Raw genomic sequence first — 16,282 nt, forward strand, 5'->3', positions numbered from 1 at the left:
GTACAATCGGGCTTTCGGATGTAAGCGGAGCCCGCAGAATGTTTACCGGTATCGTGCAAGGCATGGCCACCGTGGTGGCGGTGGAAGAGAAAAACCAGTTCCGTACCCACAAGGTACGCCTGCCGGCGGCGCTACTGCCCGGGCTGCAGATCGGTGCCTCGGTGGCGCACAACGGCTGCTGCCTGACCGTGACCGCCATCGACGGCGACGTGGTGAGCTTCGACCTGATCGCCGAAACGCTGCGCCTGACCAATCTGGGCAGCCTGCAGGCCGGCGACGCGGTGAACGTGGAGCGCGCCGCCCGCTTTGGCGACGACATCGGCGGCCATAGCATGTCGGGCCACATCATCTGCACCGCGGCAGTGAGCGAGGTGCTGACCAGCCCCGACAACCGCACGCTGTGGTTCACGCTGCCGCGCGAGCTGATGAAGTACGTGCTGAAAAAGGGCTATATCGGCGTGGACGGTTGCAGTCTCACCATCGGCGACGTGCGTGACGACGGCTTCTGCGTCAACCTGATCCCCGAAACGCTGCAGCGCACGCTGCTGGGCGTACGCCAGGTGGGCGACGTGGTGAATATCGAGATCGATCCGCAAACCCAGGCCATCGTCGATACCGTGGAGCGTGTATTGGCCGCACGCGGCGCTTGATTGCCGGCCGGGTAGCCCCATCTATAAATGAATTACTCCTGCATGGCGCGCGGCGCCATGCTCCATAGCAGCCAGGCGCGCCGCAGGCGTGCGGGAAGGACGACACAATGAGCATTGCCCCGATCCAGGAAATCATTGCCGACATCAAGGCCGGCAAGATGGTGGTGTTGATGGACGCGGAAGACCGCGAAAACGAAGGCGACCTGGTGATGGCCGCCGAGCACGTCACGCCGGAAGCCATCAACTTCATGGCCAAGCACGGTCGCGGCCTGATCTGCCTGACGCTGACCGAAGAGCGCTGCAAACAGCTGAACCTGCCGATGATGGCCACCAATAATGGCACCAGCTTCGGTACCAACTTCACCGTGTCCATCGAGGCGGCAGAAGGCGTTACCACTGGCATCTCCGCTGCCGACCGCGCTCATACCACGCTGGTGGCGGTGGCGCGCGACGCCCGCCCCACCGACATTGTGCAGCCGGGCCATGTGTTCCCGCTGAAAGCGCAAAAGGGCGGCGTGCTGGTGCGTGCCGGCCATACCGAAGCCGGCTGCGACCTGTCGCGCCTGGCCGGGCTGGAGCCGGCGTCGGTGATCTGCGAGATCATGAACGACGACGGCACCATGGCGCGTCTGCCGGAGCTGCTGGAGTTCGCCAAGGAGCACAACCTGAAGGTAGGCACCATTGCCGACCTCATCCACTACCGCAGCCGCACCGAGTGCTTTGTCGAGCAGGTGGGTCAGCGTCTGGCCGACACCCCGTTCGGCACCTTCCAGCTGCACGTGTTCCAGGACGTACTGACCCGCGCCACGCACCTGGCGCTGGTGTGCGGCCAACCGCGTGCTGACAAGGAAACACTGGTGCGCGTGCACGAGCCGCTGTCGGTGATGGACCTGCTGGACCCGCTGTCCGGCAAGCACAGCTGGACCATCCCGCATGCGCTGGAAGAAATCAGCGAGCGCGGTTGCGGCGTGGTGATCCTGCTGCATCGCCCGGAATCCGGCGAAGACCTGCTCAGCCGTGCGCTGCCGGAGCAGGCCGAAAAAGGCCCGCGCCAGCGCTGGGACAGCAAGACCTTCGGTATTGGCGCCCAGATGCTGCGCGCGCTGGGCGTGGGCAAGATGAAGCTGATGGCGTCGCCGGTGAATCTGCCGTCGATGACCGGCTTCGGTCTGGAAGTGACCGGCTTCGTGCAACCTGAACACGTGCACGTCGATTTGGATTAAAATGTCGCCCTTTACCGATTTGGCTGTCGCCGCAAGGAGAACCGCATGCTGGACCAAGTAAACCGTATCGCTCCCGACCTCTCCGGCAAGGGGATGAAGATCGGCGTCGTTATGTGCCGCTTCAACGAACTGGTTTGCCACGGTCTGCGCGATGCCTGCCTGGCCGAGCTGCAAGCGCTGGGCGTGGCCCCTGCCGACGTGACCCTGGCTACCGTGCCGGGCGCGCTGGAGGCCCCGCTGGTGCTGCAAACCATGGCAAAAACCGGCCGCTTTGACGCGCTGATCGCGCTGGGCGCGGTGATCCGCGGCGAGACCTATCACTTCGAGCTAGTATCCAACGAATCCGGCGCGGGCATCACCCGCGTTGGCCTGGATGCCGGCATTCCGATTGCCAACGCCATCCTCACCACCGAAACCGACGAGCAAGCCGAAGTGCGCATGTCGGTGAAGGGCCGCGAAGCCGCCCAGGTGGCCGTGGAGATGGCGAATCTGCACAAGGCCCTGCGCGGCTGATTGCAAGCCGCGTACGTTCTTTAGTTACAAGGAAGCTGTAAATGAAAACTGCCCGCCGCCGCGCCCGCGAGTATGCCGTTCAAGGCATCTACGAGTGGCAGCTGAATGCCGACCGCCCGGCATCGCTGATCGAAAAGCACCTGCGTGAAAACGATTACTTCGCCAAGGCTGACGAAGCGCTGTTCCGAGAGATCCTGTACGGTGTCCTGCGCGACCACGCCGAGCTGTCCAAATACCTGGTGCCGTACTACGAGCGCGACGCCAGCGAAGTGAGCCCGGTAGAGCGTTCGGTGATGCTGATGGCGGCTTTCGAGCTGGTATCGCACCCGCAGACGCCGTGCCCGGTGATCATCAACGAAGCCATCGAGATCGCCAAGACTTTCGGCGGCACCGACGGTCACAAGTTCGTCAACGGCGTGCTGGACAAGCTGGCGGCCGACGTGCGCCAGGAAGAAGTCCAGGCCATCCGCAGCCGCCGCCAGGCGGACTGATTCGCGCAGCCTGCGGGCTGTGTTGCCAGAGCCCGGTTCAGCCGGGCTTTTTTATTGCCTTGCTCGTGTGTGGCTTGGGGTTCCCCCGGCTGCGCCTGCGGCTTATCCGGGCTACGGTCTTGTCCGGGTGTGGGTTTGTTCCGCCGGATGCGGCAGTGGCTTGCTGTTTCCCCGGATGCGCCTGCGGCTTATCCGGGCTACGGTGTTGTTCGGGTGAGGGCGGGGCAAGGTTGTTCAAGGTTGGCCGCAAGCAGGCTTGCGGCCCAGTGTGGTGATGACGGCATGACCGAATTCGATTTGATCCGGCAGCATTTTACCCGCGCCGCACCCAATGCGGTGTTGGGCGTGGGGGACGATGCGGCCATCGTGCGGCCAACCCCGGGTTGTGACCTGCACGTGTCCACCGACATGCTGGTGGAAAACTGCCATTTCTTTGCCGATGTCTGCCCCGAAGCGCTGGGGCACAAGGCGCTGGCGGTGAATCTGTCCGATATGGCGGCGATGGGCGCCACGCCGCGCTGGGTAACGCTGGCGCTGGCGTTGCCGGTGCTGGATGCCGACTGGGCGGCCGCGTTTGCGCGCGGCTTCTTTGGCCTGGCGGCCGAGCACGGCGTTAGCGTAGTGGGGGGCGATACCACCCGTGGCCCGCTGACGCTATCGGTGACCATCTTTGGCGAAACGCCGCACGGCCAGGCCTTGCGCCGCGACGCGGCGCAACCGGGCGACGATATCTGGGTGTCCGGCCAGCTGGGCCTGGCGGCGGCAGCGCTGCAGCAGCGTTTGTCGGGTGCCGGTTTGGCATTGCCTGCCGATTGCCTACGCAAACTGGAGCGCCCGCAGCCGCGGGTGGCGCTGGGCCGTGCCTTGCTGGGTGTGGCGCACGCGGCGCTGGACGTGTCCGATGGCTTTGCGGCCGACTTGTCGCATATCCTGGCGCGCTCCGGCGTCGGCGCCGAGGTGTGGGCGGCGGCCTTGCCGACGCACCCGCAGCTGGCGGCCGAACGCACGCGCTGGCTGCCGGCCATTGCCGCCGGGGGGGACGATTACGAGCTGTGCTTTACCGCCGCGCCGGCGCAAGCGGCGGCGGTAGAGGCGGCTGCTGCCGCGGTGGGGGTGGCGGTGAGCAAGGTTGGCCGCATTGTGGCCGGTAGCGGTTTGCGGCTGCTGGATGCCGGCGGCCAGGCCATCACGCTGGAAAGGTTGGGTTATGACCACTTTGCCTAAGCCGGACGTGCGCTTTTTGCTGCGCCACCCGGCACACTTTCTGGCGCTGGGTTTTGGCAGCGGCTTGATTACCCCGGCGCCGGGTACCTGGGGCAGCATTGCCGCCTTGCCGCTGGCGGCGGGTTTGCAGCTGGCTGGCGTGCACGGTGTGATGCTGGCTTGGCTGGCGTTGCCGCTGTTTGTGCTGGGGGTGTGGGTGTGCGACGTTACCGGCCGCGCGTTGGGTGTGGCCGATAGCGGCCATATCGTGTGGGACGAAATCGTGGCCATGCTGCTGGTGCTGGCGGCGGTGCCGGCGACGCCGCTGGCGTGGTTGGCCGCGCTGCTGGCGTTCCGTGTGTTCGACATCGTCAAGCCGTGGCCGATACGCTGGCTGGACGCCCGCGTGCACGGCGGCTTCGGCGTGATGCTGGACGATGTGGTGGCGGCGCTGTTTGCCGTGATTGTGCTGCAGCCGGTGCTGCCGTATTTGTCGGCTTGATGGCGGGGTGTAAGGCGCAAAGGCGGCCACGCGTGGCCGCCCTTGTTGTGTCGCCAACACGTAAAAAAACCCGGCCGGAGCCGGGTTTTTATTTGCTGCGCTAGCAGGCTTACTCGCTGCGCGGGCGACGGTCGCTGCTGCCGCCGTTGCGCGGGCCGTTGCTGCGGCGATCGCCGTAGCCGCCACGGTTGCCACCGTAGCCACCGCCCGGTTTGCGGTCGCCGTAGCCACCACCGTTACCGCGACGCGGGCCGCCTTTGCCGGCCGGACGGCCTTTCGGCGGGCGACGGGTCGGTTCCAGGCCCTGGATGACGGCTTCAGCCAGCTGGCGCTTCAGGTATTGCTCGATACGACGTACGCGGTGGAATTCGCGCGATTCGGCGATGGTGATCGCCACGCCGCTACGGCCGGCACGACCGGTACGGCCAATGCGGTGTACGTAGTCTTCGGCTTGTTTCGGCAGATCGTAGTTCACTACCAGGCCAATGCCCGGTACGTCGATGCCGCGTGCGGCCACGTCGGTTGCTACCAGAATCTTGATGCGGCCACGACGCAGGTCGTTCAGCGTGCGGTTACGCCAGCTTTGCGGCATGTCGCCGTGCAGGCAAGCCGCGCTGTAGCCCATGTCGGACAGCTTGTCGGCGATTTCTTCGGAACCGATCTTGGTGCCGGAGAACACCACGGCCTGGTCGAAGTCGGCTTCTTTCAGGATGGCGTCCAGCAGACGGTTCTTGTGGTTGTTGTCATCTGCGTACAGCAGATGCTCTTCGATGTTGCCGCTTTCTTCCTTGCGCTCGATCTCGATGCGCTGCGGGTCGCGGGTCATGCGTTCGGCCATCTTGCCGACGATACCGTCCAGCGTGGCGGAGAACAGCAGGGTCTGGCGCTCGCTCGGGGTGGCGGCCACGATGGTTTCGATGTCTTCGATGAAGCCCATGTCCAGCATGCGGTCGGCTTCGTCCAGGATCAGCATTTCCAGGCGCGAGAAATCGATACGGCCGGAGCGCATGTGGTCCATCAGGCGGCCCGGGGTGGCCACGATGATGTCTACCGGGCGCGACAGGGCGCGGGTCTGGAAGCCGAAGGATGCGCCACCTACCAGGGTGACGGTACGCAGCCAGCGCAGCTCTTCACCGTAGATCTGGGCGTTCTTTTCTACCTGCTGGGCCAGTTCGCGGGTCGGGGTCAGTACCAGAACGCGCGGGCCGTTGCCGGCGCCTTTGGAGCGTTCGCTGACGCGGGTCAGGGCCGGCAGCAGGAAGGCAGCGGTTTTGCCGCTACCGGTTTGGGCGGATACGAGCAGGTCGCGACCAGCGATGGCGGCAGGCACGGCTTCGCCTTGTACCGGGGTCGGCGTGTCGTAGCCGGCTTTTTCCAGTGCTTTGGCAATAGCGGGGGCCAGCCCCAGGTCGGAGAACTTCTGCATGAATTGTCCTTTCAGTCCGGCGTGATGCGCCGGTTGTGAGCCCGCTTGGGGTTACAGGTCATCGAACCAACCTGACGAGCGGCGAACAGCGGGTCCTGAACAGAAAGGACATGGCGGAAACGAAGCCAAATAGGGTCAGATGCGATGAGATCGTAGAGGCCCGGGACGCGGGTATTACCCCGGGCAATTTCGTGAAGGGCGCATTCTATTGAAAATAATTCGTTTGCGCAAGGGTTTTTACAGCTCAGCCTGCGCAAGTCGCTGATTTTTCACTGGGCAGGCTGATTGTATGCAAAAAAAAGCCATCAGCTGCCGCTTAGCCAGCCCAGCGTGGTGGCGGTGTCGGCGCCGGGCTTGTATTCGGCCGCTAGCCAGCCGGTATAGCCGCTTTTTTCAATAAAATCAAAATATTCCGCCAGTGGCAACGCGCCGCTGCCGGGCGCGCCACGGCCGGGGCAGTCGGCAAACTGGATGTGGGCGGTACGCGGCAGGTGGCGTGCCAGCATGGCCGGAATTGACAGATTCATGCGTGCGGCGTGGTAAAGGTCGATTTGCAGTGCAATATCTGCCGCAGGCACCCGTGCCAGCAACGCGGCTACCTCGTCCGGCGTGCGCAGCAGGAAGCCCGGCATGTCCAGGTCGTTGATGGCTTCGCAGCACAGCCGGATGCCGGTGCCGGCGAAGAAATCGGCGGCGCGCAGCAGGTTGGCCGCCAGGGTGGCTTCGCACGCCGCCCGGCTGTAGCCGTCGGCCAGGCGGCCGGGCAGGACGTTCAGCAGCGTGACGCCCAGCGTGCGGGCGTAGTGCAGCGCGGGCGGCAGCGCGGCGGCAAATTCGGCTTGCCGCGCCGGGTGGCAGGCCAGGCCAGGGCCGCCCGTCATCAGGTCGCCGGCTGCCACGTTGATCAGCAGCACCTGCGTGCCGGCGCTGCGTGCGGCGTCGGCCAGCTGCTCGGCCGGGTAGTCGTAAGGGAACTGGATCTCTACCGCCTGGAAACCGGCGTCGGCGGCACGGGCAAAGCGTTCCGGCAGCGGTACTTCGTTGAACAGCAGTGACAGGTTGGCCGCAAAGCGTGGCATGGGTTTACTCCGGCTGGTAATGCAGGATTAGGCTGCTGAGGTCGGCCTGCGCGTGGCCGGCCTGGCAATGGGCGTGCAGTTGCTGCTGCGCCTGGCTGGCCATCGGCAATGGCCGTTGCAGTGCGGTGCCCAGCGCGGTGGCGTTATTCAGGTCTTTCAGCAGGGTGGCGGCTTTCCATTGCACCGGCTCGAATTGGCGGTCGGCCATGCGCGGGGCCAGAATCTGGAACGGCAGCGAATCGGCAAAGCCGCCGGCCAGTGCCGGCGCCAGCAGGCTGGCGTCTACCCCTGCGGCTTCGGCCAGCTGCACGGTTTCGGCAATCAGCGCCGCGGTGCTGGCCACGATCAGCTGGTTGCACACTTTGGTGACCTGGCCGGCGCCGCAGTCGCCCATGCGGGTGACGCGCTGGCTGAGGTGGGCCAGTAACGGGCGCAGGCGGTCGATATCGTGCGCGTCGCCGCCAGCCATGATCACCAGCTGGCCGCTTTCGGCGCCTTTGACGCCACCGGAAACCGGCGCGTCCACCCAGCGCATGCCGCAGCCTGCGGCCAACTCGGCAGCGTAGCGGCGGGTGGCGTCGGGGGCGATGCTGGAAAAGTCCACCAGTAACTGGCCGGCGTGGCCGTGGGCGGCAATGCCGCCGGCGCCGAATACCACCTCGCCAACGGCAGCGGTGTCGGCTACGCACAGCATGATGATGTCGCTGCGCTGCACCAGGGTGGCGATGCAGTCTGCCGCCACGGCGCCGGCCAGTGCGGCGGTTTTGTCCGGGCTGCGGTTCCAGACGGTAAGCGGGTAGCCGGCCGCCAACAGGCGGCGGCACAGCGGTTGGCCCATCAGGCCCAGACCGATGAATCCGATACGCGGGGTCATGTGCGTTTTCCGTGCATGAAGTTGCCTTGATGCTAGCGCAGTGCCTTTCGCTTGCGCAGCAAAAAAAACGGGCTGGCGCGCGGCCAGCCCCGACAAGGACTCATTGCAACAAGGGAAGGCTGCCGGCAGCGGCCGGCGGGCACTCACGCTTGCGTAGCGGCGCGGTGGCAACCGCTACGTATGCCAGCTTACCCGTTGCCCGGCGTCCTGACAATGCGGATTGCATGAATGGCCAGGGCGGTGAAGCGTGGTGGCGCTTTGCGGTACAATCGCGCCTTTTTTGCAAAGGGAGATCGGGGTGAACGATTTGCACAGCGCCCGTTACCAGGCATCGCGCCCGTGGGCCAAGCGCGTCGCCCAGCTGTTTGCCCAGGCGCGCCAGCAGGAAGATGCCTGCACCCAGGCGGCCCAGCTGGTTCAACGCGAGCTGGCCCAACTGGCCAGCCTGTACAGCATCAACGATACCCAGCGTGAAACCGAGTTCGTGCTGGCCGAAGCCTACGGCCTGTTCGTGCGTGACGGTCGCCGCGTCTACGGCTGCGACGCCGCGCTGGCCGCCGCCTTGCGCCATACCCGCCCGCTGGCGGCGTTGCCGGCGCAGCTGGCGCTGCCGGAAGGCACCTTTCTGCTGAGCCTGCCGGGCGAGCAGGGCGACGCTGCCGCCTACGTGACGCACCGTGCGGCCGACAAGCGCCTGGACATCCTGCTGCTGACGCCGGACTTCGCGCCGGCTGGCGTGCCGTGCCACCAGCGCATGGAAGCGGCGCTGACGCTGGGCGTGCATTATCCGGATAGCGTCAGCGTGCCCGATTCGCCGGCACTGGCCAGCTGGAAGCCGTGGCTGGAAGGTGTGTTTGCCGTGCTGGCGGTGTTGGCCCTGCCCAAGGTGCAGCAGGCGGCGCATTGGCTGCCGGCGCCAACGCCTGCCGAACAGCAGTGGCTGGATAGCGGCAATGCCCGCGACCGCCAGAAAGCGCGTGCCAGCCTGCTGAAGGCCGGTGCGCAGGAAGTGCAGCTGCTGCAGTTGCCGGGCCTGGCACCGCTGCCGGCAGAGGGCGTACGCGCGGGTTACTGGCGGACGCAAGCCAGCAAAGACGGTGACAGGCTGGTATGGGTGCCGCCGCGCGCCAATGGCTAAAGGTTGGCCGCAGGTGCAAAAAAACCGCAGCCAGGGCTGCGGTTTTTTCATGCGGCTCAGCGCGGGCTGTGACTTACAGGAACTGCACGATCAGGCTGCGCAGCGTGCTCATCTCGAACGGCTTGTCACAGATGGCCGATACGCCGGCTTCTTCCACCGCCGCCAGCCGGGTTTCGTCCTGCTCGCCGGACACCATCAGGATGGGTACCGACATTTGCGGGCTGAGTGTGCGCACGTATTCGATCAGTGCTCTGCCGTCCATTTCCGGCATGTTGTAGTCGGTGATGATCAGGTCGTACTGCGTTTCTTGCAGTAGCGGAATGGCCGACATGCCGTTGGCCGCCTCATCCACGTACATGAAACCCATACGTTCCAGCACCGTGCGCAGGTAGTGGCGCGAGGTGCTGCTGTCGTCCACCAGCAGGATGCGCTTGGTGTCCAGGTCGTAGTGCTCCAGTTCGGCGCGGGTTTCTTCGGTGTTCAGGTAGTCCAGCGCCGAGCACAGCGCACGGTCCAGCTGGCGGGTGGTAAACGGCTTGGGCAGGATGGCCAGCGCGCCGGCCTGGCGGATGGCGTCCAGCTGCTGGGCGCGGGTTTCGCTGGAAATCAGTACATAGGGCATGTCGCGGATTTCGCCGTCGGCGCGCATGGCCATCACCAGCTCGGCGCCGGTCATGTCCGGCAGGTACATGGCACTGATGGTGATATCCGGGCGCGGCAGCTCGCGCATGCGTTCCAGCCCTTGGGCGCCACTTTCCAGCAGGTCGATGTTTTCAATGCCCATCTCGCGCAGGTGGTGCTGGATGATATGGCGCTGCGTTCGGGACGGCTCGATCAGGCAGACCATCAGGTTTTGCAGATCAAACATGCTGTTTTCCTGTTTTGCTTTCCTGCAAGCATAGTCACTGCGCGGCTTTTGGTCTAACCCCGAACGATAAAACGCCGTTTCTATAAGTCTTGCTTGCCGATTTTGCCGGCTTGGCGTTGTTCGTTTGCCGCAGTCTCGTCCAGCCACTGGCAAAAAGCCTGGATGGCCACGTCGCCGGCGGCGGCGCGCGGCGCGATCCAGCAATAGTCGCGCACTGGCACCACGGGCTGCAGCAGCGGCGCCACCAGCTTGCCGCTGTCCAACGCTTGCTGCGCCATCGGCAGCGGCCCCAGCACCACGCCCAGGCCGTCCATGGCCGCCTGCAGCGCCAGTGAAAAGCGGTCGAAGTGCAGCCGGCTGGCCGGTTTCAGCTCCGGCACGCCGGCCAGCGTGAACCAGCGTTGCCACTGCGTTGGCCGCGTGTCGGCGTACAGCAGCGTGTGCTGCGACAGGTCGGCCGGGTTGCGGATGGGCTGGCTGGCCAGTAGCGCCGGGCTGCACAGCGGCAGCTCCCACTCTTCCAGAAACGGCTTGGCGATATGGCCGGGCCAGTCGCCGGGGCCGCGGCGGATGGCGATATCGAACGGCGTGTCCAGCCGGCTGATGTCGCGGTCGGATGTGACCAGGTGCAGGTCGATATCCGGCCAGCGCTGGCGGAAGGCGGCCAACCTGGGCAGCAGCCAGAACAGCGCAAAGGTGGGCGTAGAGTTGATCGATAGTCGGCGCTGGCGGTCGGGCTGCAACAGCTGGCTGGTGGCGTTGGCGATCAGGTCCAGGCCGTCCTGCACCTGCACCAGATAGCGCCAGCCGGTGTCGGTGAGCTTGACGCGGCCGCCGCTACGTTCAAACAGCTGCACGCCCAGCCATTCTTCCAGCTGCTTGATCTGCTTGCTCACAGCGCCGTGCGTCACGTGCAGCTCGTTGGCCGCAGATGAGAAGCTTTCCAGCCTTGCCGCAGCTTCAAAAATGCGCAAGCCGTTGAGGGGAGGGTAGGTATTCATGGCTGTGATTTTATCTCACAATCTATGTTTCGATTACTCGTTTGTGATTGCGGCAACAACGGCGTAATCTGTGGCTGTTATTACCGGAGCGGTCACACCGCGCCGTGTGGCTGCCGGCAGGACGCACCCGCTGCCGGCAGACTGATTGCAACCAACCCAAGCAAAAAGGTCCCGTGCCATGCTAGAAGCTTACCGCCAACACGTTGCCGAGCGCGCTGCGCTGGGCATCCCGCCGCTGCCTCTGACTGCCAAACAGGTAGAACAACTGGTAGAACTGCTGAAAAACCCGCCGGCTGGCGAAGAGCAGACCCTGGTCGAGCTGATTACCCACCGCGTACCGCCGGGCGTGGATGACGCTGCCAAGGTAAAAGCGTCGTTTCTGGCTGCTGTGGCCGAAGGCGACGTGGCTTCCCCGCTGGTATCGCGCGAGCTGGCTACCCAACTGCTGGGCACCATGCTGGGCGGCTACAACGTGAAGCCGCTGATCGACCTGCTGGGCGACGACAAAGTCGGCGCCATTGCTGCCGAAGGCCTGAAGAAAACCCTGCTGGTTTTCGATTACTTCAACGACGTGAAAGAGCTGGCCGACAAGGGCAACGCCAACGCCAAGGCTGTGCTGCAAAGCTGGGCCGACGCCGAATGGTTCACCAGCCGCCCGGAAGTAGCCCAGAAAATCACCGTGACCGTGTTCAAGGTACCGGGCGAAACCAACACCGACGACTTGTCGCCGGCACCGGACGCCTGGAGCCGCCCGGACATCCCGCTGCACTACCTGGCCATGCTGAAGAACACCCGCCCCGACGCGGCCTTCAAGCCGGAAGAAGACGGCAAGCGCGGCCCGATGCAGTTCATCGAAGACCTGAAGAAAAAAGGCAACCTGGTGGCCTACGTTGGCGACGTAGTGGGTACCGGTTCTTCGCGTAAATCTGCTACCAACTCGGTAGTGTGGGCCACCGGCCAGGACATCCCGTTCGTACCGAACAAGCGCTTTGGCGGCGTGACCCTGGGTGGCAAGATCGCCCCGATCTTCTTCAACACCCAGGAAGACTCCGGCTCGCTGCCGATCGAAGTGGACGTGTCCAAGCTGGAAATGGGCGACGTAATCGACATCTACCCGTACGAAGGCAAGATCGAAAAAGACGGCCAACTGGTAGAAAAATTCAGCCTGAAATCCGACGTGCTGCTGGACGAAGTGCGCGCCGGTGGCCGTATCAACCTGATCATCGGCCGCAGCCTCACCGCCAAGGCGCGTGAAGCCCTGGGCCTGCCGGCTTCCACCGAATTCCGCCTGCCGAAAAACCCGGTAGACAGCGGCAAAGGCTTCTCGCTGGCACAGAAAATGGTTGGCCGCGCCTGTGGCCTGCCGGAAGGCCAGGGCATCCGCCCGGGTACCTACTGCGAGCCGCGCATGACCACCGTGGGTTCGCAAGACACCACTGGCCCGATGACCCGCGACGAACTGAAAGACCTGGCTTGCCTGGGCTTCTCTGCCGACCTGGTCATGCAGTCGTTCTGCCACACCGCCGCCTACCCGAAACCGGTAGACGTGAAGATGCACAAAGAACTGCCGGCCTTCATCTCCACCCGTGGTGGTGTTGCGCTGCGCCCGGGCGACGGCGTGATCCACAGCTGGCTGAACCGCCTGCTGCTGCCGGATACCGTGGGTACCGGTGGTGACTCCCACACCCGCTTCCCGATCGGCATCTCGTTCCCGGCCGGCTCTGGCCTGGTCGCCTTTGCCGCCGCCACCGGCGTGATGCCGCTGGACATGCCGGAATCGGTACTGGTGCGCTTCAAGGGCGAACTGCAGCCGGGCGTCACCCTGCGTGACCTGGTGAACGCCATTCCGCTGTACGCCATCAAGCAAGGCCTGCTGACCGTGGCCAAAGCCGGCAAGAAGAACATCTTCTCCGGCCGCGTACTGGAAATCGAAGGCCTGCCGGACCTGAAAGTGGAGCAAGCCTTCGAGCTGTCTGACGCGTCGGCCGAACGTTCCGCCGCCGGTTGTACCGTGCGCCTGAACAAGGCCCCGATCGTGGAGTACATGAACTCCAACATCACGCTGATGAAGTACATGATCGCCAACGGCTACCAGGATGCCCGCACCCTGGAACGTCGCATCAAGAAGATGGAAGAGTGGATCGCCAACGGCGAACTGCTGCAGCCGGACGTCGATGCCGAATACGCCGCCGTGATCGAAATTGACCTGGCCGACGTGAAAGAGCCGATCGTGGCCTGCCCGAACGACCCGGACGACGTGAAGTTCATGTCCGAAGTGGCCGGCACCCAGATCGACGAAGTGTTCATCGGTTCCTGCATGACCAACATCGGTCACTTCCGTGCCGCCTCCAAGCTGCTGGAAGGCAAGCGCGACCTGCCGGTAAAACTGTGGCTGGCCCCGCCGACCAAGATGGACGCCGAACAGCTGACCAACGAAGGCCACTACGGCGTATTCGGCATGGCCGGTGCCCGCACCGAAATGCCGGGTTGCAGCCTGTGTATGGGTAACCAGGCCCAGGTACGCGAAGGCGCCACCGTGATGTCCACCTCCACCCGTAACTTCCCGAACCGTCTGGGCAAGAACACCAACGTGTTCTTGGGCTCCGCCGAACTGGCCGCCATTTGCTCCAAACTGGGCAAGATCCCGACCGTAGAGGAATACCAGGCCAACATCGGCATCATCAACGAGAAGGGCGCCGAGGTGTACCGCTACATGAACTTTGACCAGATCAAAGACTATCAGGACGTAGCTGACACCGTTAAGGCCTAATAAAATCAGCATCTTACTTATTTGACATCTTGGGGGTTTGGTAGGGGTTTCGGCAACGATACCCCCACCGATACCCCCAATTTTTTTTGATACCCCAGCCCTAAATGCCCGGTTTATCGGGTGTTGCGTAAATGCCTACATCAAACAGTAGTGCCTGGCTTTAGCGGTGCAAGAGCTGAAGCATGGTCAGTCTTCTGATTCGTTGCTGGCTAAATTTGCCCTGCGGCCAACCTCGATGTCTTGTTGTTCACCGTAGCGGTTCATCTCTCTTTTGCCCATCTCGCGGCCCCTTCGATACCCCCACCTTCACCCCTTGGCTATCGATTTGAATTTGTACATAATCAAATCCTCAGCAAGGAGTGCCGCCATGATCCCCATTCCGTACCAGGCCGCCAGCAGGCCGCAGCTGTTGCTGCCCCTGTTCTGTAGCCGCGTGCCGGCCGGTTTTCCGTCGCCGGCCGACGACTATCTGGAAGCCAGGCTCGACCTGGTGGCGTTGCTTTGCGACCTTCATGGTACGAGTGCGCGGTTACAGCATGAGCTTGGAGCGTTACCATGCAGCGACACTCTAGATCGCAGCATCACCCCGAAGCTCGGCATGATCGTGTTGGCCATCTATAAGGGGGAGTTCATCGTCACGGCTGTCGGCGCTGCACCTACGTTGCTCTGATCCCGGAAAACCTCTATTACCAACCCACCGAGCCGCACGATGGTCATGAGCTGGAGATCTTCGATGTGATCAAGCTCTGCATCTAGCAGTTTTTTTGACTATGACTTTGTTTTCTCTTGGTTTTTAAGGCTGTCGTTTTATATCTGCTGTGAACATAAATTCCGTCTTGATTTACAAATCATGACTGCTTAACGTTTTGCAGAGGTAATGCCAAAAAACCTAGGTAAGCGATAGTGAATTTTTCCTTCTTCTTGTCGCATGAGGGTGATTATCGCTCGCTCAACAAATGAATTTTGTGTTTCTTTATCACCTGTTTCTTTTTTATTTTCTAGGAATTTATCCAATTGTTCTTTTGTTTTGTGAGAAACTTGTACGTTTAATTGTGGTGATTTTTGTGTTGATTTTTTCCTTTTACTAGTGCCTGAATAAGATGTTTTAATATCGCCAAATAAATCTTCGGTAATTAAGTGTATCCTAAAAATTGCCTGGGCAAATTTTTCAATTCCTTCGTCGTTGCTTTCAAAGCTTCTTATCCTGAATTGTGGGTATGTTCTATTTACGTATCGAACTGAATATTCAAATTTTGGAATTTTTCCACCGGTTCTTCTTTCCTTTAGCCATTTGTAAAATGCCCTCTCGAATATATTAACTCGCTCCCATAGTTTTTTCGTGTGAATGCCAATAAAAATTTTATCGGTCGTATCTAAAGGAAGATTGTCAAGGTTGGCTGTTATGACCTTTTGAATATTTCTTTCTCCTATGTTACGAAGAAATCCCATTTTTTTTGAGCGAAAAAATCTAGTCAAGCTTTGAATGGCAAAGTCTTTTTGTCTGAAATCATCATTCTCTATCCACTCAAAGTTTATGTTTTGACCAGAGTTGATATTTTCCATAATGACGATGACACAATCCCTAATTGTGTCATCGTCATTTTTTAGCCGATCATCGAGGTAGGCATGGAGTTCCTCGTTAGAGATGGGACCCCGTGGAACTGGAATGTGCTCTCTAGAGAGTAACGCTACACGTAGAGCACGATAGAACCGGTCTTCTTGACCCTTCGGAATTTTTAATGACATGGGCATGTTTAAAATTATCAATTTAAATATAATATAAAATCAAAAAATTTCGGTTCATGCAAATTGGTTTTCATTTTTATAGTTACCTACTAGTTACCACAAACTCCTGGCTACCTGCAAATGTAGCTCACCACCGTAGCATGGCTACGTATGGTGAATGTGCTCTAGTCAACACTACTGTGACAGTGGGCGATGTCGTGGCCTTGGGGAGCATGTAAAAATTTACACAGCGTCACCCATGGTGTGTTCTAACCCACAGGTGACCACCATGAAGATCCTTCGCATCAAACAAGTAATCGAGATGACTACACTTGGACGCTCTACCATCTACAAGTACATCAAGGAGGGAACCTTCCCGAAGCAGATCAAGATGGGTGCGCGAGCATCAGGTTGGCTGCAAGCTGACGTCGAAAACTGGATCCTTACTAGGCGATGTGGAGGTCAGGTGCTTCAGGAGAGTCGCTCTTCTTGATGTGGCGTTAAACTGGGACGGAGAATATTTTGCCAAGACACAACACCAGAAGGCGTAAGCGCCTTCTGGTTCACTGTCTCGATGATTTAACTTAGTAGTGCTGATGGAGCCACTTTATGCCTTGCTCCGAATGTATATATCTAATGTAAATGGTTTTGCTGTTTTAGCTGTGATTTTTTGTAGGGTATAATAATATCTAGAAAATAAGTACTATCAGGTACTCTACTGACAGATATCCACTACCAAGTACCTTGAATCGCCCCAGCTTCTCTAGACACTCTTGAGCCGTTGGAAATACTGCTTCTCGTACTCTACCGGTGACAGCC

General features: G+C 61.3%; 16 protein-coding genes. 10 read left to right on the forward strand and 6 right to left on the reverse strand.

Going from position 1 to position 16,282, the window contains the following annotated elements:
- Positions 1-38: 38 nt before the first annotated feature.
- The 6 genes from FLQ03_RS08900 (at position 39) to FLQ03_RS08925 (ending at position 4,582) form a co-directional block, all read left to right on the forward strand.
- Entirely contained in the window at positions 39-650 is a 612-nt protein-coding gene (locus FLQ03_RS08900; protein WP_144373571.1) for a riboflavin synthase subunit alpha, read from the forward strand.
- Between the two features lie 107 nt (positions 651-757).
- Complete coding sequence (ribBA, locus tag FLQ03_RS08905; RefSeq protein ID WP_144373572.1) at positions 758-1,873, forward strand: bifunctional 3,4-dihydroxy-2-butanone-4-phosphate synthase/GTP cyclohydrolase II; 1,116 nt, start codon at positions 758-760, stop codon at positions 1,871-1,873.
- A gap of 45 nt (positions 1,874-1,918) precedes the next feature.
- Positions 1,919-2,386, forward strand: coding sequence for a 6,7-dimethyl-8-ribityllumazine synthase (gene ribH, locus FLQ03_RS08910; protein ID WP_144373573.1), 468 nt, complete (start codon positions 1,919-1,921; stop codon positions 2,384-2,386).
- Between the two features lie 41 nt (positions 2,387-2,427).
- Positions 2,428-2,877, forward strand: a complete 450-nt coding sequence (gene nusB, locus FLQ03_RS08915; protein WP_144373574.1) for a transcription antitermination factor NusB — start codon at positions 2,428-2,430, stop codon at positions 2,875-2,877.
- A 282-nt stretch (positions 2,878-3,159) separates the two neighbouring features.
- A complete protein-coding gene (gene thiL / locus FLQ03_RS08920) occupies positions 3,160-4,101 on the forward strand; it encodes a thiamine-phosphate kinase (protein ID WP_144373575.1) in 942 nt (313 codons plus the stop codon).
- On the forward strand, positions 4,085-4,582 hold the full coding sequence (locus FLQ03_RS08925; protein WP_144373576.1) for a phosphatidylglycerophosphatase A family protein: 498 nt from the start codon (positions 4,085-4,087) through the stop codon (positions 4,580-4,582). The genes thiL and FLQ03_RS08925 overlap by 17 nt, the downstream gene beginning before the upstream one ends.
- Before the next feature lie 109 nt (positions 4,583-4,691).
- On the opposite strand, the gene FLQ03_RS08930 is transcribed toward FLQ03_RS08925, so the two are convergent.
- From FLQ03_RS08930 to FLQ03_RS08940, 3 genes are all read right to left on the reverse strand, one after another.
- Positions 4,692-6,008 carry a DEAD/DEAH box helicase gene (locus tag FLQ03_RS08930; RefSeq protein ID WP_144373577.1) on the reverse strand — a complete coding sequence of 439 codons (1,317 nt, stop codon included), beginning with the start codon at positions 6,006-6,008 and terminating at the stop codon, positions 4,692-4,694.
- 305 nt (positions 6,009-6,313) lie between these two features.
- A complete protein-coding gene (locus tag FLQ03_RS08935) occupies positions 6,314-7,087 on the reverse strand; it encodes a hydroxypyruvate isomerase family protein (RefSeq protein WP_144373578.1) in 774 nt (257 codons plus the stop codon).
- A gap of 4 nt (positions 7,088-7,091) precedes the next feature.
- Positions 7,092-8,108, reverse strand: coding sequence for an NAD(P)-dependent oxidoreductase (locus FLQ03_RS08940; protein ID WP_276607765.1), 1,017 nt, complete (start codon positions 8,106-8,108; stop codon positions 7,092-7,094).
- A gap of 151 nt (positions 8,109-8,259) precedes the next feature.
- On the opposite strand from FLQ03_RS08940, the gene FLQ03_RS08945 reads away from it, so the two are divergent.
- Entirely contained in the window at positions 8,260-9,099 is an 840-nt protein-coding gene (locus FLQ03_RS08945) for a hypothetical protein (protein ID WP_144373580.1), read from the forward strand.
- A 73-nt stretch (positions 9,100-9,172) separates the two neighbouring features.
- Here FLQ03_RS08945 and FLQ03_RS08950 read toward each other — a convergent pair whose 3' ends face one another.
- A complete protein-coding gene (locus tag FLQ03_RS08950; RefSeq protein ID WP_144373581.1) occupies positions 9,173-9,967 on the reverse strand; it encodes a response regulator in 795 nt (264 codons plus the stop codon).
- An 80-nt stretch (positions 9,968-10,047) separates the two neighbouring features.
- Complete coding sequence (gene gcvA, locus FLQ03_RS08955; RefSeq protein ID WP_144373582.1) at positions 10,048-10,968, reverse strand: transcriptional regulator GcvA; 921 nt, start codon at positions 10,966-10,968, stop codon at positions 10,048-10,050.
- 178 nt (positions 10,969-11,146) lie between these two features.
- Between gcvA and acnB the strand changes: the two genes are divergently transcribed.
- A complete protein-coding gene (acnB, locus tag FLQ03_RS08960; protein WP_144373583.1) occupies positions 11,147-13,738 on the forward strand; it encodes a bifunctional aconitate hydratase 2/2-methylisocitrate dehydratase in 2,592 nt (863 codons plus the stop codon).
- Positions 13,739-14,105: 367 nt separating this feature from the next.
- On the forward strand, positions 14,106-14,408 hold the full coding sequence (locus tag FLQ03_RS08965) for a S24/S26 family peptidase (protein ID WP_206210916.1): 303 nt from the start codon (positions 14,106-14,108) through the stop codon (positions 14,406-14,408).
- Between the two features lie 188 nt (positions 14,409-14,596).
- On the opposite strand, the gene FLQ03_RS08970 is transcribed toward FLQ03_RS08965, so the two are convergent.
- Positions 14,597-15,301 carry a hypothetical protein gene (locus FLQ03_RS08970; RefSeq protein ID WP_144373584.1) on the reverse strand — a complete coding sequence of 235 codons (705 nt, stop codon included), beginning with the start codon at positions 15,299-15,301 and terminating at the stop codon, positions 14,597-14,599.
- A 451-nt stretch (positions 15,302-15,752) separates the two neighbouring features.
- On the opposite strand from FLQ03_RS08970, the gene FLQ03_RS08975 reads away from it, so the two are divergent.
- Positions 15,753-15,956, forward strand: a complete 204-nt coding sequence (locus tag FLQ03_RS08975; RefSeq protein ID WP_144373585.1) for a helix-turn-helix transcriptional regulator — start codon at positions 15,753-15,755, stop codon at positions 15,954-15,956.
- The last annotated feature ends 326 nt before the right edge of the window (positions 15,957-16,282 follow it).

This window comes from Vogesella urethralis, assembly GCF_007644045.2.
Taxonomy (GTDB): domain Bacteria; phylum Pseudomonadota; class Gammaproteobacteria; order Burkholderiales; family Chromobacteriaceae; genus Vogesella; species Vogesella urethralis.

What these genes read in the sequence shown, in the direction of transcription:
- FLQ03_RS08900 (WP_144373571.1), top strand. Translation starts at nt 39, where the DNA reads ATGTTTACCGGTATCGTGCAAGGCATGGCCACCGTGGTGGCGGTGGAA.
- acnB (WP_144373583.1), top strand. Translation starts at nt 11,147, where the DNA reads ATGCTAGAAGCTTACCGCCAACACGTTGCCGAGCGCGCTGCGCTGGGC.
- FLQ03_RS08935 (WP_144373578.1), bottom strand. Translation starts at nt 7,087, where the DNA reads ATGCCACGCTTTGCGGCCAACCTGTCACTGCTGTTCAACGAAGTACCG.
- ribBA (WP_144373572.1), top strand. Translation starts at nt 758, where the DNA reads ATGAGCATTGCCCCGATCCAGGAAATCATTGCCGACATCAAGGCCGGC.
- FLQ03_RS08930 (WP_144373577.1), bottom strand. Translation starts at nt 6,008, where the DNA reads ATGCAGAAGTTCTCCGACCTGGGGCTGGCCCCCGCTATTGCCAAAGCA.
- FLQ03_RS08950 (WP_144373581.1), bottom strand. Translation starts at nt 9,967, where the DNA reads ATGTTTGATCTGCAAAACCTGATGGTCTGCCTGATCGAGCCGTCCCGA.
- thiL (WP_144373575.1), top strand. Translation starts at nt 3,160, where the DNA reads ATGACCGAATTCGATTTGATCCGGCAGCATTTTACCCGCGCCGCACCC.
- FLQ03_RS08925 (WP_144373576.1), top strand. Translation starts at nt 4,085, where the DNA reads ATGACCACTTTGCCTAAGCCGGACGTGCGCTTTTTGCTGCGCCACCCG.
- FLQ03_RS08970 (WP_144373584.1), bottom strand. Translation starts at nt 15,301, where the DNA reads ATGGAAAATATCAACTCTGGTCAAAACATAAACTTTGAGTGGATAGAG.
- ribH (WP_144373573.1), top strand. Translation starts at nt 1,919, where the DNA reads ATGCTGGACCAAGTAAACCGTATCGCTCCCGACCTCTCCGGCAAGGGG.
- FLQ03_RS08975 (WP_144373585.1), top strand. Translation starts at nt 15,753, where the DNA reads ATGAAGATCCTTCGCATCAAACAAGTAATCGAGATGACTACACTTGGA.
- nusB (WP_144373574.1), top strand. Translation starts at nt 2,428, where the DNA reads ATGAAAACTGCCCGCCGCCGCGCCCGCGAGTATGCCGTTCAAGGCATC.
- FLQ03_RS08965 (WP_206210916.1), top strand. Translation starts at nt 14,106, where the DNA reads ATGATCCCCATTCCGTACCAGGCCGCCAGCAGGCCGCAGCTGTTGCTG.
- gcvA (WP_144373582.1), bottom strand. Translation starts at nt 10,968, where the DNA reads ATGAATACCTACCCTCCCCTCAACGGCTTGCGCATTTTTGAAGCTGCG.